The organism is Sphingobium sp. ba1, from assembly GCF_000743655.1.
Taxonomy (GTDB): domain Bacteria; phylum Pseudomonadota; class Alphaproteobacteria; order Sphingomonadales; family Sphingomonadaceae; genus Sphingobium.
Genome location: NZ_JPPQ01000069.1, coordinates 196,668 through 215,239 on the forward strand (window position 1 = coordinate 196,668; position 18,572 = coordinate 215,239).

At 63.6% G+C, this 18,572-nt stretch carries 22 protein-coding genes, 1 tRNA gene and 1 pseudogene; 17 read left to right on the top strand and 7 right to left on the bottom strand.

The window, feature by feature from the left end; translation table 11 throughout:
* Positions 1–31 precede the first annotated feature (31 nt).
* From IL54_RS23925 to IL54_RS04035, 4 genes and pseudogenes are all read right to left on the bottom strand, one after another.
* Positions 32–148, bottom strand: a pseudogene (locus IL54_RS23925) (Sir2 family NAD-dependent protein deacetylase); the annotation flags it as partial.
* Positions 148–321 (bottom strand): hypothetical protein, encoded by a 174-nt coding sequence (locus tag IL54_RS24575; protein ID WP_162182196.1) that lies wholly within the window; start codon positions 319–321, stop codon positions 148–150. The pseudogene IL54_RS23925 and the gene IL54_RS24575, both read right to left, overlap by 1 nt.
* A 69-nt stretch (positions 322–390) precedes the next feature.
* On the bottom strand, positions 391–1,044 hold the full coding sequence (locus IL54_RS04030) for an MOSC domain-containing protein (protein ID WP_037473442.1): 654 nt from the start codon (positions 1,042–1,044) through the stop codon (positions 391–393).
* A gap of 58 nt (positions 1,045–1,102) precedes the next feature.
* Positions 1,103–1,321, bottom strand: a complete 219-nt coding sequence (locus IL54_RS04035) for a DUF2945 domain-containing protein (protein ID WP_037473443.1) — start codon at positions 1,319–1,321, stop codon at positions 1,103–1,105.
* Between the two features lie 126 nt (positions 1,322–1,447).
* Here IL54_RS04035 and IL54_RS04040 point away from each other — a divergent pair, with 126 nt between their 5' ends.
* The 7 genes from IL54_RS04040 to IL54_RS04065 all read left to right on the top strand — a co-directional run bounded on the left by IL54_RS04040 (position 1,448) and on the right by IL54_RS04065 (position 7,537).
* The gene (locus tag IL54_RS04040) at positions 1,448–2,626 is read left to right on the top strand and encodes a glycosyltransferase family 4 protein (protein WP_037473444.1); all 1,179 of its coding nucleotides are present in this window, start codon (positions 1,448–1,450) and stop codon (positions 2,624–2,626) included.
* A gap of 27 nt (positions 2,627–2,653) precedes the next feature.
* Positions 2,654–3,958, top strand: a complete 1,305-nt coding sequence (locus IL54_RS04045; RefSeq protein ID WP_037473446.1) for a replication-associated recombination protein A — start codon at positions 2,654–2,656, stop codon at positions 3,956–3,958.
* Positions 3,955–4,812 (top strand): hypothetical protein, encoded by an 858-nt coding sequence (locus IL54_RS04050; protein WP_037473448.1) that lies wholly within the window; start codon positions 3,955–3,957, stop codon positions 4,810–4,812. The genes IL54_RS04045 and IL54_RS04050 overlap by 4 nt, the downstream gene beginning before the upstream one ends.
* Positions 4,813–4,840: 28 nt before the next feature.
* Positions 4,841–4,912: transfer RNA gene (locus IL54_RS04055), tRNA-Thr, on the top strand.
* 125 nt (positions 4,913–5,037) lie between these two features.
* On the top strand, positions 5,038–5,727 hold the full coding sequence (locus IL54_RS04060; RefSeq protein WP_037473450.1) for a hypothetical protein: 690 nt from the start codon (positions 5,038–5,040) through the stop codon (positions 5,725–5,727).
* A gap of 470 nt (positions 5,728–6,197) precedes the next feature.
* Complete coding sequence (locus tag IL54_RS23930; RefSeq protein ID WP_156106109.1) at positions 6,198–6,365, top strand: hypothetical protein; 168 nt, start codon at positions 6,198–6,200, stop codon at positions 6,363–6,365.
* Between the two features lie 293 nt (positions 6,366–6,658).
* Positions 6,659–7,537 (top strand): OmpA family protein, encoded by an 879-nt coding sequence (locus tag IL54_RS04065; protein ID WP_037473451.1) that lies wholly within the window; start codon positions 6,659–6,661, stop codon positions 7,535–7,537.
* Positions 7,538–8,329: 792 nt separating this feature from the next.
* Here the strand turns inward: IL54_RS04065 and IL54_RS04070 are convergent.
* The 3 genes from IL54_RS04070 to IL54_RS04080 form a co-directional block, all read right to left on the bottom strand.
* Positions 8,330–9,142, bottom strand: a complete 813-nt coding sequence (locus IL54_RS04070; RefSeq protein ID WP_037473452.1) for a DNA adenine methylase — start codon at positions 9,140–9,142, stop codon at positions 8,330–8,332.
* Between the two features lie 169 nt (positions 9,143–9,311).
* The gene (locus IL54_RS04075) at positions 9,312–10,358 is read right to left on the bottom strand and encodes a phage portal protein (RefSeq protein ID WP_037473454.1); all 1,047 of its coding nucleotides are present in this window, start codon (positions 10,356–10,358) and stop codon (positions 9,312–9,314) included.
* Positions 10,355–12,256: a terminase large subunit domain-containing protein gene (locus tag IL54_RS04080; RefSeq protein WP_443210308.1), complete on the bottom strand. Its 1,902-nt coding sequence runs from the start codon at positions 12,254–12,256 to the stop codon at positions 10,355–10,357. The genes IL54_RS04075 and IL54_RS04080 overlap by 4 nt, the downstream gene beginning before the upstream one ends.
* Positions 12,257–12,367: 111 nt before the next feature.
* On the opposite strand from IL54_RS04080, the gene IL54_RS04085 reads away from it, so the two are divergent.
* The 10 genes from IL54_RS04085 to IL54_RS22670 form a co-directional block, all read left to right on the top strand.
* Complete coding sequence (locus IL54_RS04085) at positions 12,368–13,210, top strand: GPO family capsid scaffolding protein (RefSeq protein ID WP_037473455.1); 843 nt, start codon at positions 12,368–12,370, stop codon at positions 13,208–13,210.
* Positions 13,211–13,257: 47 nt separating this feature from the next.
* The gene (locus IL54_RS04090; RefSeq protein ID WP_037473457.1) at positions 13,258–14,307 is read left to right on the top strand and encodes a phage major capsid protein, P2 family; all 1,050 of its coding nucleotides are present in this window, start codon (positions 13,258–13,260) and stop codon (positions 14,305–14,307) included.
* Between the two features lie 49 nt (positions 14,308–14,356).
* Positions 14,357–15,166 carry a phage terminase small subunit gene (gene gpM / locus IL54_RS04095; RefSeq protein WP_037473459.1) on the top strand — a complete coding sequence of 270 codons (810 nt, stop codon included), beginning with the start codon at positions 14,357–14,359 and terminating at the stop codon, positions 15,164–15,166.
* A 224-nt stretch (positions 15,167–15,390) separates the two neighbouring features.
* Complete coding sequence (locus IL54_RS04100; RefSeq protein ID WP_052027541.1) at positions 15,391–15,873, top strand: head completion/stabilization protein; 483 nt, start codon at positions 15,391–15,393, stop codon at positions 15,871–15,873.
* A complete protein-coding gene (locus IL54_RS04105; protein ID WP_052027542.1) occupies positions 15,873–16,100 on the top strand; it encodes a tail protein X in 228 nt (75 codons plus the stop codon). Before IL54_RS04100 ends, IL54_RS04105 begins: the two co-directional genes overlap by 1 nt.
* Before the next feature lie 5 nt (positions 16,101–16,105).
* On the top strand, positions 16,106–16,438 hold the full coding sequence (locus tag IL54_RS04110) for a hypothetical protein (RefSeq protein WP_037473460.1): 333 nt from the start codon (positions 16,106–16,108) through the stop codon (positions 16,436–16,438).
* A gap of 5 nt (positions 16,439–16,443) precedes the next feature.
* The gene (locus IL54_RS04115; RefSeq protein WP_037473461.1) at positions 16,444–16,896 is read left to right on the top strand and encodes a D-Ala-D-Ala carboxypeptidase family metallohydrolase; all 453 of its coding nucleotides are present in this window, start codon (positions 16,444–16,446) and stop codon (positions 16,894–16,896) included.
* Entirely contained in the window at positions 16,893–17,288 is a 396-nt protein-coding gene (locus IL54_RS04120; RefSeq protein WP_052027543.1) for a hypothetical protein, read from the top strand. The genes IL54_RS04115 and IL54_RS04120 overlap by 4 nt, the downstream gene beginning before the upstream one ends.
* Before the next feature lie 128 nt (positions 17,289–17,416).
* Entirely contained in the window at positions 17,417–17,890 is a 474-nt protein-coding gene (locus tag IL54_RS04125; RefSeq protein WP_037473463.1) for a phage tail protein, read from the top strand.
* Positions 17,887–18,572 (top strand): phage virion morphogenesis protein (locus tag IL54_RS22670; protein WP_081912989.1); only part of this gene is annotated, 686 nt, incomplete at its 3' end. The genes IL54_RS04125 and IL54_RS22670, both read left to right, overlap by 4 nt.

An 18,572-nucleotide genomic window follows, 5' to 3' on the forward strand; every position in this document is an offset into this window, starting at 1 on the left:
GCAGAAATCATTCGCAATGTGACTGCCCATGATCCTCCCCGCGATGCCCTTCCCAGAGGCCATCCGGCCCGCGAAAGGTGGCAAGGCCGCTTTCGGCAGAAATGCCCGCGCCGGTGAGGATGACGATGGACGATATGTCGTCGCGCATCAGCGCTTCAGACGGCGGTGCCGCCGGTCCTTGGCGACGGACCAGAGCAGCAAAACCCCCACTGGCAAGCCGGACATGGGCAAAGCCGCCCACAATGGCAGTGCGGCAACCATCCCGACGACCCACATGAACAGGCCAAAGCCCCAGAGAAGCGATGCTAGGCTGTTGGTCATGCCAGCAATCATATCCGGCCAGCGCTCCGGCATCAAGCAGTCCCCGATGGCCGATGCCGCTCGCTCATCTTAGCACGCCAAGTGCCACGCCCGCTCCCGCCATGCTTCCGCAAGCACGGGCATATCGGCCAGTAGCGCCACCGCGTCGCGGTCTGCCTTATGACCGCCGCCGATCAGCAGGTGAAAGACCCTGGCGATGGGCCAGTCCGGCAAGGGGCGGTCGAGCAAGGCCATGCGCTCGCCTGCCTGCGCCTCGCCCTCGCGGATCACGCGGAAATAGAGGCCGCATCGGCCGGTCTTGACGATGGTGGCCAAGACATCGCGCGCGCCGAAGCGATGGTCGAGTTTCCAGCAGGGCTGGCGGCCATGGCTGACCTCCACGATCGCGCTGCCCAGGGTGAAGCGGTCGCCTAAGCAGATCGTCTCTTCGGTCATGCCGCGCGCGGCGATATTTTCGCCAAAGGCGCCGGGCGCGTCCAGCAGTGGGTGGCCCGGCTTGCGGTCGCGCCACCAGGCATAATGGTCCTGCGGATAGAGATGGATCGCCTTGTCCCAGCCGCCATGATGGATGGGGTCGGCGACCTGATCGCCCTCCAGGCCGCCCCAACCGATCCGCACTGGGCCGGTCACGGGGGTCTTGGCGATGGCGCTATAGTCGGGGCCGCGAAAGGGGGCCGGTTTGCCGACGAGCAGGGCATCGACCGTCATGAAGGGCGTATCCATGCCGCCATGTTGCCATGGCTGCGCGCGGCTGGCGAGGGCCGATCGGCGACAGGTGGCGTCAGGCCGGGCTGATTTCCGAACGCAGCTTGAGGACTTCGCCGCCATTGTCGGAATGGATCAGGAAGGCGGGATCGTTGGGCGATCCGTTGCGGCGGATCAGCGACCCTTCGATCGTGCGTTCGACATGGCGGTCGAACCGCTCGGTAATGTGACCCCGGCCGACGCCCTGCCCCCAGTTCCACTTGACCCGCTTTCCCTTGCGAAATGTCTCGGTCATCAGGGCATCCTCTTCCTGTCGGGCGCATGCTGCGCCAGCCGGTTTACATGACAAGCGAAGGTCAAAATTCCCAACGGCTTAACCGGTTCCCTTGGGTTTTACATTCTGTTGGGCTAAGGGGCGGCGATGGATGCATCCGGCCTTCGCGTTGCCCTGTTCAGCGGCAACTATAATTATGTGCGCGATGGCGCGAACCAGGCGCTCAACCGCTTTGTCGGCTATCTGCTGCGGCAAGGCGCGGCAGTGCGGGTCTATGCGCCGACCACCGACACGCCGGCGTTCGCGCCTGCCGGTGATCTGGTCAGCACGCCGTCTTTCCCGGTGCCGGGGCGCAAGGAATATCGTGTCCCCTATCGCATGTCGGTGCAGGTTCGCCGCGATCTCAAGGCGTTCCAGCCCAATCTTATCCATCTTTCCAGCCCCGACCCGCTGAACCATCGGGCGCTCAGCTGGGCGCGCGACCATGGCCTGCCGACGGTGGCGTCGGTCCATACCCGGTTCGAAACCTATCCGCGCTATTATGGCCTCGCCTTTCTGGAGCCGTTGATCGAATCGATGCTGCGGCGTTTCTATCGCCGCTGCGATGCGATCGTCGCGCCGTCCGATTCGATGGCGCAGCTGCTGCGCGAACAGCGGATGAGCTATGATGTCGGCATCTGGACGCGCGGCATTGATCGCGACATCTTCAACCCCGGCCGCCGCAGCCTGGCATGGCGGCAGTCGCTGGGCATGGAAGATGACGCGCCGGTGATCGGCTTTATCGGGCGGCTGGTGATGGAAAAGGGGCTGGACGTCTTTTCCGATGCGATCGACCAGTTGGCGGCGCGACAGGTGCGGCATCAGGTGCTGATCGTGGGCGAAGGCCCGGCGCGCGAGTGGTTCCAGAACCGGTTGCCGAACGCCGTCTTCACCGGCTTTCAGGGCGGGCCGGATCTGGGACGCGCGGTTGCGAGCATGGACATGTTGTTCAATCCATCGGTTACGGAGACCTTCGGCAATGTGACGCTGGAGGCGATGGCCTGTGGCTTGCCGACCGTGGCCGCGCGGGCGACCGGCAGCGAAAGCCTGGTGACGGATGGCGTCACCGGGCGGCTGATCCGCCCCGGCGCGATCGGCGACTTCGCCGATGCGCTGCAACATTATTGCGACGATAGTGCGGCGCGCGCCCGTGCGGGCGACGCGGCACGCACGCGGGCGGAGCGCAATGGCTGGGATCAGGTCAATCAGGCGTTGGTCGATACCTATTTGCGCGTGATCCGCCAGCGGGCGCAGGGCATGGTGCTGCGATCCAGCCCCGTTCCCTGAGCGCCCTGCCCTCCCTATATAGTCCTCATGGCTGACCTGTTCGCTTCCGACGATGCTGCGCGTGATCATGCGCCCCTGGCCGACCAGTTGCGGCCGCGGACTTTGGCGGAGGTGGTCGGGCAGGAGCATCTGACCGCGGCGGACGGCGCGATCGGGCGGATGGTGACGGCGGGGCGGCTGTCCTCCATCATCCTGTGGGGACCGCCCGGCACCGGCAAGACGACGATCGCGCGGCTGCTGGCCGATGCCGTGGCGATGCGGTTCGAACCGATTTCGGCGGTGTTTTCAGGGGTTGCGGACCTCAAAAAAGTCTTTGCCGCCGCGAAGGACCATGCGCGGCAGGGTGCCAAGACGTTGCTGTTCGTGGATGAGATCCACCGGTTCAACCGCGCCCAGCAGGATAGCTTCCTGCCCTTTGTCGAGGATGGCACGGTGACGTTGGTCGGTGCCACGACGGAGAATCCCAGCTTCGAGTTGAACGCGGCCCTGCTGTCGCGCGCGCAGGTCTTGATCCTGCGGCGGCTGGACGCAACCGCGCTCGAACAATTGCTCGACCGGGCGGAGGCGTTGACGCAGCGGCCCCTGCCGCTCACCTCTGCCGCGCGCGATGCGCTGCTCGCCAGCGCCGATGGCGACGGGCGTTTTCTGCTGAACCAGGTCGAGACGCTCTATGCGATCGACCTACCCGAACCGCTCGATCCGGCGGGGCTGTCCGCCCTGCTCCACCGCCGCGTCGCGGTGTATGACAAGGATCGGGAGGGGCATTATAATCTCATCTCCGCCCTGCATAAGTCGCTGCGCGGGTCGGACCCGCAGGCCGCGCTCTATTATATGGCGCGGATGCTGACGGCGGGCGAACAGCCGCTCTATGTGCTGCGCCGCCTGGTGCGGTTTGCGACCGAGGATATCGGCCTCGCCGATCCGCAGGCGGTGGTCCAGTGTCTGGCCGCCAAGGATGCCTATGAGTTTCTGGGCAGCCCCGAAGGCGAACTGGCGATCGTGCAGGCCTGTCTTTACTGCGCGACCGCGCCCAAATCCAACGCCACCTATGCGGCGATGAAGGCGTCGTTCAAATCGGCGCGCGATACCGGGTCGCTGATGCCGCCTATGAACATCGTCAACGCGCCCACCAAGCTGATGAAACAGGTCGGCTATGGCAAGGGCTATCAATATGACCATGACACGGCCGAGGGGTTTTCCGGCGCGAATTACTGGCCGGAGGAGATGACCCCGCAGACCTTCTACGCGCCGACCGATCGCGGTTTCGAAGCGCGGATTGCCGAGCGGATCGCGCATTGGAACCGGTTGCGCGCCGAGCGGCAGGAGGCATGACGCCGCGCTTCGACCGCTTTGTCGCCATCGACTGGTCGGGGGCGAAGGGTTCGCGGCACAAGGGGATTGCGGTGGCGGTATGCGATGCGGGCGATGCCGCGCCGCGCCTGGTCGCACCGGCCGAGCGTTTCTGGTCACGCAAGGCGGTCGCCGACTGGCTAATCGCGACTTGCGCGCAGGCCTCGACCTTGTTCGGCTTCGATTTCAGCTTTGCCCCGCCTTATGTTGCGCGCGGGGCCTATCTGCCGGGCGATGTGGTGCCGCAGGATGCGCCCTCCTTCTGGGCCTATGTCGAGTCGGTGTGCGACGATGTCGACCTGGGCGCGGCCAGCCTGTTGGAGATCGCCCATCGCCGTCATTTCTATTTCGGCAAGGCGGACGGGACGAAGGCCGATTATATGCATAACCGTGCCTGCGAAGCCCATTATAATGTGGGCGGCGGCGGCAAGCCGTCCACCGTCTATGACGCGATCGGCGCGGCGCAGGTCGCCAAGGCCAGTTTTGCAGGGATGCGGCTGCTGCACCATCTGCGCCCGCATGTGCCGATATGGCCATTCGATCCCCTGCCCACCACCGGTTCGCTGATCGTAGAAATCTACACCAGCATTGCCGCGCGCGCTGCGGGGCGGCCCAAGGGGCGGAGCAAGATGCGCGATCTGGAGGCGATCAACGCGGCGTTGGCGGCGCTGGAGTCTGCGCCCTATGCCGAATCGCTGCCCGATGACCATGGCGCGGATGCGATCGTCACGGCCGCCTGGATGCGGCGGGCGGCGCTGGAACCGGCGCTTTGGTCGCCCGCGCCCCTGACGCCGCATATCGCTGCAACAGAGGGCTGGACGTTCGGCGTCATCTGATAGTAAGGGCGTTCGGCCCGATGGGCGCGCCGGATTAGCACAGGGGTAGTGCAGCGGTTTTGTAAACCGAAGGTCGCGGGTTCAAATCCTGCATCCGGCACCGACATTAACATACATCTTCGGCGGTTTGCGTTTGAAAGGGCATTTTGTGCTCCTCTTGCGCATACATCAAGGCCAAACGAATCGCCTTTTTTCAGCGGCCCGATTTGACTGCGGAGCGCGCGCATGAGCGTGCTTTCCTTTGGCGACATCGCTGCGGGCTTCACCGATCGGAAAGATCCTGATCGGAAACGCACGCCCCGCCGCAACAGCTATGACATCGATGATGAGCGCGCTCAGGTGTTCAAGCCCGTCCGCGATGGATGGGACTGGATCGGTGCCATATTGCAGGCGTTCGATGAGCTGCTCCACGACCAGCGCACAAAGCGCTACCGGGAAGCGGACCGCCTGCAAGACGGGGACCGGCGAATCTTGCTCAGCCTTCTGAAGCTGATCGATTTCAAAACCGGCCGCCTCGATCCTAGCTATCAGGAACTGGCCGACCGCGCCGGTTGCCATCGGGCAACCGCGATCGAAGCCTGTAAGCGATTCGCGAAGTGGCTCGGCCTCAGATGGGTGCGCAGAACAATAGCCGCGGAAACGGTGGGAATGGCCGGACCTCAACGAGAGCAGATCAGCAACGCATTCTGGTTCGACATCTGCAGCGCGCCTCGCCGGGTGTGGCATACGTTCAGGGCGGCGCTAAAGCGCAAGGTCATCAAACGACATGGTCGCACCCCAAAACATTTGACCGCACCGCCTAAGCCGGAGGCTGATCCCGCCCTCCTGGCCGTCCTTGATGCTTTGGAGGCCGGGGTAGATCGTCGCGATAGTGCTAGTCGGAAGTCCCGACACTATCCGAGGGTAGATATATAAAGGGGATGAGGACTGGCTTCGCCAGGCTTTGATTTGAAGGAATCGCCACAGCCGTCGCCTGAAATGGCGTCCATCCACTCTCGACGCGCCGTCGGGAGACGGTGTCGCTTGCGCGCCACCGGGGCTTCCCAGGGGGCGCCCAGGGTAAAATCCTGTGCCATTGACCGCCATCCGTCCCCAGCCCCGTCGCTGCATCAAAACGCATCACATCGGGGTGTGAAAAATGGGCAGTGTAAGGCAGGCCGTCAGCCGCTTGAACGCCGCTTCACCAGTGCATCAAAAGCGACATAAAAAGTGCGCGGGCGAGGCGGGGGAATAAGCGCGCGATTCGGGGTCGCCGCCCGGTCCGGGCCGAGGAGCTCTCCCTCTTGACCCTCTCGGCCTGGATCCTACTCCCCGGCCCCGGCCGTCCGCCCCGTCGCCACGCAATACCACTTGACCGAATCGAGAACGAAGCGCGAACAAGAGCGATGCCGCAGGAAGACCAGGATCTCGCTCGAGAGTTCAACACGATGACAATGATGATCGAAGAGGGGCATTCGCCCCATCCCATGGAGATATGGGAACTGGTCTGCGCGTTGCGAGAGGCAGAGAAATTTGGCTGGGCCAACCGGCTGGCCGAGTATCTACCGGATTGAAAACGCAGCTTGCTCGCTGAATGTTGAGAAGGGACAAACCCATCGATTGATGGCCGCACGCCCATGTCGGCTCGTCGCGTGGCGAACGCACACTATCGATCCTATTATCGATTTGGGCCTCTGTTCATCTGATGGACAGGTTATCCTCAACAGTCTGAATGTCACGTCCGCAGGGCGTAATTTGAGGCTGCAAATCTAGTGCGTAGACAGCGGGCTATTGTTTTTTGCCCGCGTCCGGCGGATGGTTCGACGATTAACGGTGATCCACCGCCCAATTGCTGAAGAGGAATGCGATGAGTATCATTTCTAATAGTGCAAGGCTTCTGTTGCTGAGTACGCTGTTTACTGGCGCAGCGACTAGTGCGTCAGCACAGACGCAGCCGCTTCCTGACGCCCCCCTTGAAGTGACCGTTACTTATCCGACCCCGGAGGAGCGGTCCGAACTGTCCGAAGGCCCGAAAATAGAGGGCATCATTTCTGCGCGCAGCGGTGCCAAAGTGCAGGTCACTGCCGTTGATGGTACTAAATCGATCGTCACGATCGACGACATGACCCGCATCACGGCCAGCAAAGGCCTCTTTGGCTTGGACAGCGATAAGCTGGCAGCGACCTCGCTGATTAACGGCCTGCCGGTGACCATCAAAACGTTGCGGTCGGGCGACGCCCTTCTGGCAAGCCAGATCAAGCTGACCGGCAAGGATCTCAAGACTGCCACGATGATCCACAACGGAACCGATCAGCGCTTTAACGAGCAGACCGCTGCTACAGACGCACTGCGCGGACGCATGGGCGAGATCGATCAGTATAACATCAAGAGCACAACCAGCGTGAACTTTGACACTGGCAAGGCTGTTCTATCCCCGCAAGCGAAGAGCGACCTGTGCAATGCTGCGAGCACCGCGCAGGGCATGGACAATGCCCTCCTGCTCGTCGTGGGATATACCGATTCCACAGGCAGCGCTGAATTCAACCAGGCACTGAGTGAGAAGCGAGCCGGTGGCGTCGTCAATTATCTCCAGCAAGCCTGTCACTGGAAGCCCTATCGCATGTTGACCCCCACCGGCATGGCACAGGCAGACCCGCGGGCGGACAATAGCACGGAGGAAGGCAAGGCACAGAACCGTCGCGTCGAGGTGAACATTCTGGTCAGCAAGGGGCTGGACGGCCTTTGATGTAAGGGATGGGGCGCTCGGCCCCATCTTATACCAGCCGTTGCGTCTCCCATCTCGATTCTGCCATGCGCCACTTGTCGACATTCAGGGTCGAATTTTCCGTCCCCAAAAGCCGACGCTCATTCACGTTTATGAGGAATTATGGACGACGTAGAAGCTGCCGGTCAGGCATCGACCATTTTTTGCCGGTGATTGTCATCTTTGCATTTCCAGATAGCGGACCTTATGAATCGTCCGATTTGGGCCATTGCCGCCAATTCCATCCCTCGCTGCAAAGCGAATGTGGCCCCTTGCAAAGCGGTGCAGCATCCATAATCGCGCGAATCGCTTCCACGCGACTGCACGCCGCAGCAGGCGCAACGTCGAGCACAGCTTGAGGTTCGGGGTTCATGTCACTCATAATTGCCATGTAGCGCCGAAGAGTGGCGTCTGAGATGACCGTCTGGTTCCAAAGCGTTGATCCGTCCGAGGCAATGTAAATCGGCTGGACCGTCCTTAAATGACCGATGCCATCCTTCTCCCGGCCCCAGTTCTTGCGCGGGGTTGAACATTTTGAGGCATAGTTCTCCGACGTGCGATTGCACCCCAACGTAACGAGACTCGCGAGCGCAACGAAGACGACGGTCGAACAGAACCTCATAGGCAGATGTTGCCGCTTTTGGCACTGCGCGGCAAGGGCGGCTTATCGGCTTATCAGGTCGAAAACGGACAGTCGCCTACCCACCCTTCCCAGACACAGCAAAGCCGCCGATGACCCCGGCCACCGGCGGCTCCCCCACTCCATCCGCGCTATCAACCAGGCAGCGGAAAATTGCTCACGATCAACTCGCGGGCCGCCCCTGCCCCGCCATTCGCCGATCCGATCGTGTAGCTGGTCCCCACCTCCACGACATGAAAGCGACTGAACATGGCCAGCGCCCCCGGCGTCGCATTGATGGACAGGATGAACTTGCCCGCAATTCCCGCCAACTGGTCCGCCAATTGCTCGAAATCCGCTCGGCCGAACACGTCCTGGCCATAGTCGGTCTCGCATCCCCAATAGGGCGGATCGAGGTAGAACAGCGTCTCCGCGCCGTCATAGCGCCGGATGAACGCGCCATAGCCCAGCTGCTCGATGACGACGCCCGCCAACCGTTCATGAATGTCGGCCAGCATCGGCTCCAGCTTCGCGATGTTGAACCGCGACCCATTGTGTCGATCGACGCCGAAATGCCGCCCCTCGACCTTCCCGCCAAAGGCGAGCCGCTGCAGATACAGGAATCGCGCCGCCCGCTGCAGGTCCGTCAGCCGATCGGCGGGCAACGCGCGCAGCCGCTCGAACTCGGCCCGGCTCGCGACACGCCACCGCATCATGTCGATGAAATAGGGATAATGCTCCTGCAGCACGCGGAAAAACGTCGCCACGTCGCCCGATATGTCATTGATGGCTTCCGCCTTGGGCTTGCGCGTGCGGCGCAGGAAAATACCCCCCATCCCGACGAATGGCTCGGCATAGCAGTCATGCGGCACCTGATCGATAATGGCGGTCAGGCGGCGCGCCAGATTGCGCTTGCCACCGATATAACCGGCGGCGGGCGATACGGGTTGAACGATTGTTGGAGACATATTGGATTTAGCTCTCATGTGATCCACCGCCCTGGTCACAGGGGCGGGGCGGCCAGGGTGGCCGATGGTCATGGCGAGAGCATCCTCGTCAGGTGATCCGCGTTGCAGCGCGGTTCCCCCCGCCTCCCGGCACACGCACCACGCGCGCGCCGATCGGCGTTGAAATCATCTAGGCGGCGGCCGCCGCCCGCGCGTGAAACTGCACGGCCTCGACGCCCAATGCGTCATTCACCTCCAGAAACTTCGCCTGGATCGGCTCGATCTCCAGCACATGGAAACTGTCGCGCGCGTCGGCCAGGCTCCCGAACCCGCCCGCATTCACCGGCACGATGCCGAGCAACTGCGGCGGCACCCGATGCGCGGCCAGCACATCGTCGCGCGTGGTGTTCTTGATGCCCAGAAACTCGTCCTTCGCGCCCACCTCCGCGATCGGCAGCAATTTGATGCCGCCCTCCTTCCCGCTCGGCGCATGGACGAACAGATTGCGGAAATTGCCCGGCCCCTTCGATTTTTTCAGCGCATCGCGCATCGCGTCGACATCGCCCTCGGCAAAATCGCCGGTCGCATAGAGGATATAGCCCGCATGACTGCCGTTCAGATAATAGCGGCGGCGAAACAGCGTCGCGCTCTCATTGAGCAGCGCCGACTGCAGGGCCGACAGATATTCGGGCAGGCCATAAATCTCCTGGTTGATGTCCGGCGCCATGATCTGCAGCACGCTGCCCGCCGCGAATTGCACTTCGTTGCGAAAGCCCGGCACCCACCAGAATAGGCCCGGCTCCACGCCGCGCCGCGTATATTTGGCCAGGCTATGGTCCAGTCGCAGCACACCGCCCAATCGATTGATGCGCGCCTCGAAATAGGCGTTACCGAAGATCAGATAGTCCTGCACCGCCGCCGTGAACGCCTTGCGCGACAACAGTCGCGTCGGCTTGAAACTGGCCGCCAATATGTTGCGCTTCAACAGGATCGCGCTGCTATGATGCGGACTCGCGCGAAAGGCACGGGCCAGCCCATCGAGCGGCAGGGGCGGCTCATACCAGCGCTGATTGTGCCAGCATTCCACCATTTCCATCAACGTCGCCCGGTCCATCACCGGTTCGGGATCGCCAAATGCGAACGCTTCCACCCCCGCCCTTGCGCTGCTGGCGACAATCGCACCCTGGGCGGTATTGCGCCCCTCCCCCCGGTTCATGCGGCGCGCGCGCTTGCTCATAGGATCTCCATCGTTGCTTTGGGGGGCTCTTTGCCGTCGAGCGGTTCGTTCATCAGGACATGCATGACCGCCCAGGCGAGGTCCGCATGGCCGTCATTGCCGCCCCGCCCCGCCTTGAACGTCACATTGCGGCCGCTGGTGGTCAGCGTTTTCTTGATGCTAATGAAGGAGGAGACGATGTCGATCCAACCCGCCTCGAACGCGATGCGGCCCCGGCGCACGACATTCTGCGCCTTCATGACCATGCCCGCCTTCACCTCCAGCGAATATTCGATCTTCACCACGCCCTTTTCGGTCTTGGCGAGCAACTGGTAGACGCCCGCGCCCACGCCGGTGGCGTCGATGCCCAGATAGGTGCAATTATAGCGCGACAGCACCGCGCGGATGAATTCAGCCTGCTGCTCGAAATCCAGCCCGCGCAGCTGGTGCTTTTCCAGGATGCGGAAAGTCCCGCCCTCCCGTTCCGGTGGTGCCATGATGACCAGCGCGGCATTGTCGCCATCCTCGCTGTCTTGCGGATCATAGCCTGCCCACACCGCGCGATGGCCGAACGGCCGCGCCGCCTCCGGGTTGAAATCCGCCCATTCGACCAGGCTGTCGCACCCGCATTTGACCAGGTCGTTGAAACGAAAGGCCGACAGGCTGTCATCGACGAAATCGCACAGGAAAAGATTGGCGAATTCATCGGGCGCATATTCGTCTTCCAGCTCCTCGATATCGAACAGGTCGCATCCGCCCGCCTCCGCATCGCGGATATTGACGATGTGCCGCCAGATCCGGTCCGGCCCGACCGATCCGATCGTCAGCGCATGGTGGCTGACGTCGATCTCGATCCGCTCGGCCTTCTTGCGCCGCCGGTTACGCCGCTCGCCGGTCCAATAGGGATAGGCCGGATGGGCCACCGTCGATGGCGTCGAAAAATAGGTTTTCCGCCATTTTTTGTGCGTCGCCATGCCGCTGGCGACCTTGTTCAATTCCTCGAACGAATGGACCCAGAAGAATTCGTCGAAATAGAAATTGCCATGGCGGCCCTGCGCCGTGCGGAAATTGGTGCCCAGGAAATGCAGTTCGGCCGCCGCTTCCTCCGGCGGGCGCAAGTCCGACGTGATCAGCATCGGATCACCGTTCAGCGCCACCCCGACCAGCTTGGCGAAGCTGACGATATAGGATCGGAACTGGTGCGCCTGCGCCTTCGACGCCGACAGGAATATCTGGTTGCGGCCCGTCTCGATCGCGTCGATCAGCGCCTCGAACGCGAAATAATAGGTCGCGCCGATCTGGCGCGACTTCAGGATCATGCGCGTGCGCTGGTCCTTCGCCTGCCACCAGCGATGCTGATAGTCGTACAGCCCGTCGAGGAAGATGCGCTTCAGCTCGGCCGCCTGTTCGGCCGTGAAATGATTCTTCCTGGCCTTCTTGCGCGCGCCGCTGTTGCGATTGCCGACCTTGTCGTTCAGGTCGCCGCTATGCCCGCCCGGCGCTTCGAACCGGCGCACCTTGGCCAGGCTTTCCACTTGCTTGCGCAGGGCATCCAGTTCGACATAATCGCCGCCGGTCTTCTTTTCCTTGGCGATCAGGGTCAGCAGCCGGATTTCCAGCCCGTCCTCGATTTTGCGGATCCACGGCGCATCGTCCCACCGGTCGCGCTGCTTCCACGCCTCGATCGTCGCGCGCGGGATGGGGCTTCCCTTGTCGCCCACCACGCCATGCAGCGCGAATTCGTCGGCGATCTGCGTCACCCCCCACCCGCGCCAATACAGGCTGCGTGCGTGACGGCGCGGATCGAACTGCCACAGGGCAGACGGCGCGCCGGGTTGGGGCGATTGCCCGGAAGATTGCTGATCGCTCATCGCGGGCAACCATGCCGCGCCCATCATCCGCGACGCATCGGCCTCCATGTGTAGAGGCCGCCTCTACACATGCCCCGGCTTGAGCCGCGCGGCGCTTTACGTCCCTTTCTGCGGTCAACGGGGGCACGCGCCCCATCACCACGGGAACCGGGACCGACCATGGCCAAGAGCAAATTTTTCCGCGTCTTCGTCGAAGGCTTCACGGCAAGCGACGGCCGCAAGATCGAGGCCTCGTGGATCGACGACATCGTCGCCACCTTCAACACCGCCAACTACACGCCGCGCATCAACGTCGAACATATTAAGGGCTTCAGCCCCGATCCGCCGTTCAACGGCTATGGCGACGTCGTCGCGGTCAGGGCGCAGACGGATGATCTGGTGATCGACGGCCAGACCGTCCGCCGCCGCGCCCTCTATGCCCAGGTCGAACCCAATGATCAGCTGATCGCCATGCGGGCCAGGGGGCAAAAACCCTTCCCCTCGGTCGAGATCGCACCCGACTTTGCGGGAACGGGCAAGGTCGGCCTGGTCGGCCTTGGCCTCACCGACAACCCGGCCTCGCTCGGTACGGAAGCGTTCAACTTCTCCGCCTTCAAACCGATGTTCGACGCGCGCAAATCCGCCCCGGCCAATCTCTTTTCCGAAGCCTTCGAGGCGGTGGACATTGAACTGGAGGCCGACGGCGGCGGCACGACCGGCATCACCGCCGCCATCGTTGCGGGCTTCTCGGCCATGGCGGCAAAATTCGCCGCCCGCGATGACAAGCCCAGGGACGAACCCAAAACGCCGCCCCCGGCCAATGACAATGGCTTCGATCTCGCGGCCTTCAGCACCGCGCTCGGCGAACAGGTTGCCGCCGCCATCAAACCGACGACCGATGCGCTGGCAACGCTGCAGGGCGATTTCGCCGCGCTCAAGGCGAAGCTGGAAACCACCGAACAGCCCGTCTTTTCGCGCTCGCCCGCGACCGGCGGCGGCGCGTCCATCCAAACCGACTGCTGATCGGCCCGCCCCCTCGCCTACCGCCTTTTCCGTTCAGGAGCTTTCCCATGCATCGTGACACCCGCATCGCCTTCACTGCCTATCTGGCGCAGGTGGCCCGCCTGAACGGCGTGCCGCTCGCCACCGACAGCTTCTCGGTCGCCCCCTCGGTCCAGCAGAAGATGGTCGAACTCATCCAGCATTCGAGCGCCTTTCTGCAAAAGATCGCCTTCGAAACCGTGGTCAATCAGGAAGGGGACAAGGTCGGCGTCGGCGTCACGCGCCCCTTGGCGGGCCGCGTCAACACACGCGGCGGCACGCGCCGCACGCCCACCGATCCGACCGATACCAGCGACGGCGGGCGCTATCGGTGCGAACAGACCTTCTACGATCATGCCATTGCCTGGGAACGGCTCGACGCCTGGCGGCACAAGCCCGAATTTCAGCAGCTGGTCCGCGATGTCATCCTCAAGCGCCAGGGGCTTGATCGCATCACCATCGGCTTCCACGGCACGTCGGTCGCCCCGGCGACCGACCTCGTCGCCAATCCTCGCCTGCAGGACGTCAACAAGGGCTGGCTGCACAAGATCCGCACCTATGCGCCCGCTCGCGTGCTGGACGATGGCGGCCTCACCGCCACGGGCAAGGCCATCTATGTCGCTGACACCAACGACGCGGCCCGGCGCGACTATGTCAATCTCGACGCCCTGGTGAAGGACGCCAGCACCCTGCTCGACGACTGGCATCAGGATGCCGACGACCTGGTCGTCATGATCAGCCGTGACCTGGTCCACGACAAATATATGCCGATCATCAACAAGGCCGGGGACACCGCGACCGAGCAGCTGGCGCGCGACGCCATCCTGCGCGCGGCCAACCAGGTCGGCGGCTTCCCCGCCGAACGCGTGCCCGACTTCCCCGCCGCCTCCATCCTCATCACCAGCTACAAAAATCTGGCGATTTACGAGCAGGAGGAATCGCGCCGTCGCTACCTGAAGGACGAGCCGGAACTGACCCAGATCGCCAACTATGAAAGCGTGAACGAGGCTTTCGTGGTCGAAGATTATGGCAAGACCGTCCTGATCGAAAACATCGTCATGGGCCAGAAACCGGCCTGATCCCCGGCTTCCCCCCCACCCCAAACCGCCCCTTTTGTCAGGACACGCAATGAGCCTCGCTCGCCGTCACCGGGATAAAATTCTCGCTGCCCAATCCACCGCGTCCGTCCTGCACCATGGGGCGGCCAACGTCCCCGACGCCGTCATGGCGTCGGGGACCAATGCCTCGCCTGTCGAACGCGCCGCTGCGCAGATCGCCCTGCGCCTCTCCCACGACCTCCGCCGGTTGAAGGAGATCAAGGCGATCAGCCTCAAAATCGACGCCAAGCGCCAGATGCTGCCCGAATATAGCGACTGGATCGATGGCCTGGTCGCGGCCGACGCAGGCGTCGGCACCGGCATCGCCGCCGAAGTCGCCCCGACCATCATGGTCTGGATGATCGACATCGGCCTCTATGCGCAGGCGCTGGACCTCGCCGAATTCCTGCTGCGCCACCGGGTCGCCATGCCCGCGCGCTATAACCGCGACGTGGCGACCGTCCTTGTCGAGGAAATCGCCGACGCCGCGCTCAAGGATCAGTCCGCCGGAAACCGCTTCCCCCTCGCCATCCTCGAACGGGTCGAGGAACTGACCATGGGCCTCGACATGCACGACGAAGCCACGGCCAAATTGTTCAAGGCGATCGGCGGCGAAGGCCTTGCGGACATTGAGCAGGCGGAGGCCTCGGCCGCCGCCCGCCCCGCCATCGAACATGTGCTGGCCGATCTGCGCCGCGCGCAGACACTGCAACCGCGCATCGGCGTGAAGGACAAGATCAAGCGGACGGAAAAACTGCTGGCGGCCAACCTCGCCGCCTTCCCGTCCGAAGAGAACAAGGAACAGGGCGGCACACCCCCGGAAACCGGGACCGCCGCCTGAATGGCTCGCCCCCGGCGCTCGGGGGCGGATCGCGCGAGACGGGAAGCCTTCGGGCTGCAGGGCCGTCTCTGCCCCGATCCTCACCCCCGTAAGTCGGCGGGCCGACACAAGGATATGCCCATGCGCCCTCTCCTGCACGCCATCCTCGTCACCGGCGCGAAAACGCTCCTCGGTTCCGCACTCCTCTTTGCCGCCATCGTCCTGGTCGCGCGGGGCATCATGGCATGAGCTTCGTCGCCCGTCCCTCGATCGAAGAGATCGACGCACCGCCCGAATCGGAAGACGTGATCGTCAATGACGGCTTCTTCCCGGACGTCGATCCCGCCGACATACGTGCCGCCGCCCGCATTCCATCGACCATCACGCCCCTGCGCCTGCGCGGTGCGATCGTCGGCGCGATCATGACCATATTGTCCGATCTGCAGGGCTTCGCCACCGCCTCGATCGCGGCGGGCCATGCCACGCTGGCGGCCGTGCCCGCGCCCCAAATCGATGGCGCCAGTGTCCGCATCCATGCCTATCGCCGCGCCGTCGCCCTCTTTGCCAAGGCGGAACTTGTCGAACGCCATCGCGACTTCGATTCCACCGCCGCCGGGGCGAACCAGGCCACCGAACTGGAAGGGTCGATCGGCGATCTGCGCCGCGATGCCCACCATGCCATCCGCGACATTCTCGGCCGCACGCGCACCACCGTGGATCTCATCTGATGGCCAGGGCGCTGCGCCTGGTCGCCCGGCAAGGCGATGAACTGGATCTGCTCCTGTTTCGCGATGCAGGCCTGGGGCCGACACATCTGGCGCGCGTGATGGATGCCAACCCCGGCCTGGTCGATCTCGGCCCCATCCTGCCGTTGGGCACGGTCGTGGTCGTGCCCGCCGACACGACCATCACCGCCGCGCCCGCGACGCGCGCCATTATCCAGCTTTGGGACTGACATTCATGGATCTGCGCACCTTTCTGCAATCGACGGCTGAACTGGTCGGCTCGCTCACCCCATCGCTGATCGGCTCTGCAGTCGCCCAGGCATGGAAACCGGCGCTGCCCTTTCGCCAGCGCTTCCTGCAATGGATCGTGGGATCGACGGTCAGCTATTATGCCACGCTCGGCATCATCGCCGTGACGGACTGGAACGGGTTCGTCGCCCAGTCGATCGCCTTCGCCATCGCCCTCACCGCCTTCGACGCCACGCCCCGCTTCGTCCGCGCCGCTGGCGACGCCCTGGTCATGATCCCCACGCGGATCGCCGATCGCTACTTTCCCCCAAAGGATTAACGCCCATGCAGCTATCGCCCCATTTCAGCCTGGCCGAATTCATCGCCTCGGCCACCGCCGCTGCCCAGAATATCGACAACCGGCCCGACGTCGCCCAGATCGCGGCGATGAAGCGGCTCTGCGTCCATGTGCTGGAACCGCTGCGCGCCCATTTCGCCAAGCCCATCCGCATCACGTCGGGCTTCCGCTCGCCCCGCCTCTGCCTCGCTGTCGGCTCCTCGACCGACAGCCAGCATGCACGGGGCGAAGCCGCGGATCTAGAGATCCCAGGAATCGACAATGTTACCGTCGCGACCTTCATCCGCGATCGCCTGCCCTTCGATCAGCTCATTCTGGAAAACCATGTTCGCGGCATCCCTGATAGTGGCTGGATCCACGTCAGCTATCGCGACGGCCGCTTGCGCAAGGACGTGCTGACCTATGCGCGCCGCACCTATTTCAAGGGACTGTTGCCATGATCGGCCGCTCGCACCTCGCCCTTGCGGCCGCGCTCGCCGCCTGCCTGACCGGTGCCGCTGGCTTCGCCTATGGCCTATCGGTCGGCGCGGCGCAGGAACAGGCGGCGCAGCGACGCGCCGATGCAGCCCGCTACGCCAAACGGGCAAAGCTGCAGGGCCAGATCGACGCGTCGACTGAGCAGCATCAGTCGGCCGAATATAGCCGTCAGAACAACGTCAGGACCATCTACCGTGAAAGCCAGAAAATCGTCGATCGCCCGGTCTACAGCACTCTGTGCGTCGATGCTGATGGTGTCGGCCTGCTCGACCGCGCAGCCGCCACGGCCAATGGCGACGATATCTGGGGCATTGCTGGCGACACCCGCCCGATTGCCGACAGTCCAGCGAACTGACCGGGCCATGACCGGCGCACAATGCACTGGCAGCCTGATCGACCTCTATGATGTGGCGGGCCAGATCCGCGCGACGCTCATCGCCCTGCAGGCGCAGGCGCGCATGGTGAACGGAACCGGGCACTGACATGCGAAAGGCCGATAGCCTGCGCCGGTGGCTCACTGCCTATATCCCGGAACTCAAAACCCACCCCGACCGTCTGCAAATCTATGTCGAAGGCGGCCAGGTCAGCGCCCGCCGATCGCGCACCCTGTCCTTCCTTTACCACTACACGCTGAAAATCGGCCTCTGGGATTTCGCGGGCGACGCGGACAACATCATGGTGCCCATGCTGGCCTGGATCGAGCGCGAACAGCCCCAGCTGCTCCGTCGCGAAGATGGCGAACCCTTCGCCTTTGAGGCTGAATTGCTCGACGGCGACATGTCCGACATCCTCATCTCCATCGACCTGACCGAATCCGTCCTGGTGCTGCCCCGCCCCGATAACAGCGGCTATGATGTCCAGCACCCGCCCGAACCGCCATTGAACGACGCCTTCGACGGTGTGTCGGCCAGCTTTCTGCAGGGATTCGGCAACCACGAACTTTTGGTAGATACGTGACCGACGACCTGGTCGAACTTGAGCGGATCGCTGGTGCCCTGCTACGCAGCCTGTCCTCGTCGCAGCGCCGCACGCTGATGCGCCGCATGGCCCGGCAACTGGCCCAGAGCCAGCGCGCCCGGATCGCCGCCCAACGCCAACCCGACGGATCCGCCTACGAACCGCGCAAGGCGAAACCAGCGGCCATCAGCGGGCGCGGCGCAGCCTGTTTCCTCTATCCCTCCGGCGCCGGCGGCGAACCCCGCCGCGTCATCCTCAAAAGCTTCACCTGGGCAACCGACCGGATGATGACCGGCTTCGATATCGAAACAGGCGCGATCCGCTCCTTCGATTTCGACAAGATCGTCCAATGGCTGCCCGTGCCGGAGGACTATCGCAACGCGGGCGACGGCACCCTGCGCCGTCGCGGCGGTCTGCGCCGACGCGCTATGTTCCGCCGCCTGGCTAGCGCCCGCTATCTGCGCAGCCAGGCCACCGATGGCGGCTTCTGGGTGGGCTTTTCCGCCAAGGCCGCCCAGATCGCCAACATCCACCATTTCGGCCTGCGCGACCGGCCATCCCTGCGCGCCAAGACAGCCGTGGACTATCCCAGGCGCGGACTATTGGGCATGACCTTGTTGGACGTAATTGCTCACGGGGTCGGCAATTGGTGGGCTGATCAGGCGACCATGAATCTGCCGTC

What these genes read in the sequence shown, in the direction of transcription:
- IL54_RS24575 (WP_162182196.1), bottom strand. Translation starts at nt 321, where the DNA reads ATGACCAACAGCCTAGCATCGCTTCTCTGGGGCTTTGGCCTGTTCATG.
- IL54_RS04030 (WP_037473442.1), bottom strand. Translation starts at nt 1,044, where the DNA reads ATGGATACGCCCTTCATGACGGTCGATGCCCTGCTCGTCGGCAAACCG.
- IL54_RS04035 (WP_037473443.1), bottom strand. Translation starts at nt 1,321, where the DNA reads ATGACCGAGACATTTCGCAAGGGAAAGCGGGTCAAGTGGAACTGGGGG.
- IL54_RS04040 (WP_037473444.1), top strand. Translation starts at nt 1,448, where the DNA reads ATGGATGCATCCGGCCTTCGCGTTGCCCTGTTCAGCGGCAACTATAAT.
- IL54_RS04045 (WP_037473446.1), top strand. Translation starts at nt 2,654, where the DNA reads ATGGCTGACCTGTTCGCTTCCGACGATGCTGCGCGTGATCATGCGCCC.
- IL54_RS04050 (WP_037473448.1), top strand. Translation starts at nt 3,955, where the DNA reads ATGACGCCGCGCTTCGACCGCTTTGTCGCCATCGACTGGTCGGGGGCG.
- IL54_RS04060 (WP_037473450.1), top strand. Translation starts at nt 5,038, where the DNA reads ATGAGCGTGCTTTCCTTTGGCGACATCGCTGCGGGCTTCACCGATCGG.
- IL54_RS23930 (WP_156106109.1), top strand. Translation starts at nt 6,198, where the DNA reads ATGCCGCAGGAAGACCAGGATCTCGCTCGAGAGTTCAACACGATGACA.
- IL54_RS04065 (WP_037473451.1), top strand. Translation starts at nt 6,659, where the DNA reads ATGAGTATCATTTCTAATAGTGCAAGGCTTCTGTTGCTGAGTACGCTG.
- IL54_RS04070 (WP_037473452.1), bottom strand. Translation starts at nt 9,142, where the DNA reads ATGTCTCCAACAATCGTTCAACCCGTATCGCCCGCCGCCGGTTATATC.
- IL54_RS04075 (WP_037473454.1), bottom strand. Translation starts at nt 10,358, where the DNA reads ATGAGCAAGCGCGCGCGCCGCATGAACCGGGGGGAGGGGCGCAATACC.
- IL54_RS04080 (WP_443210308.1), bottom strand. Translation starts at nt 12,256, where the DNA reads ATGGAGGCCGATGCGTCGCGGATGATGGGCGCGGCATGGTTGCCCGCG.
- IL54_RS04085 (WP_037473455.1), top strand. Translation starts at nt 12,368, where the DNA reads ATGGCCAAGAGCAAATTTTTCCGCGTCTTCGTCGAAGGCTTCACGGCA.
- IL54_RS04090 (WP_037473457.1), top strand. Translation starts at nt 13,258, where the DNA reads ATGCATCGTGACACCCGCATCGCCTTCACTGCCTATCTGGCGCAGGTG.
- gpM (WP_037473459.1), top strand. Translation starts at nt 14,357, where the DNA reads ATGAGCCTCGCTCGCCGTCACCGGGATAAAATTCTCGCTGCCCAATCC.
- IL54_RS04100 (WP_052027541.1), top strand. Translation starts at nt 15,391, where the DNA reads ATGAGCTTCGTCGCCCGTCCCTCGATCGAAGAGATCGACGCACCGCCC.
- IL54_RS04105 (WP_052027542.1), top strand. Translation starts at nt 15,873, where the DNA reads ATGGCCAGGGCGCTGCGCCTGGTCGCCCGGCAAGGCGATGAACTGGAT.
- IL54_RS04110 (WP_037473460.1), top strand. Translation starts at nt 16,106, where the DNA reads ATGGATCTGCGCACCTTTCTGCAATCGACGGCTGAACTGGTCGGCTCG.
- IL54_RS04115 (WP_037473461.1), top strand. Translation starts at nt 16,444, where the DNA reads ATGCAGCTATCGCCCCATTTCAGCCTGGCCGAATTCATCGCCTCGGCC.
- IL54_RS04120 (WP_052027543.1), top strand. Translation starts at nt 16,893, where the DNA reads ATGATCGGCCGCTCGCACCTCGCCCTTGCGGCCGCGCTCGCCGCCTGC.
- IL54_RS04125 (WP_037473463.1), top strand. Translation starts at nt 17,417, where the DNA reads ATGCGAAAGGCCGATAGCCTGCGCCGGTGGCTCACTGCCTATATCCCG.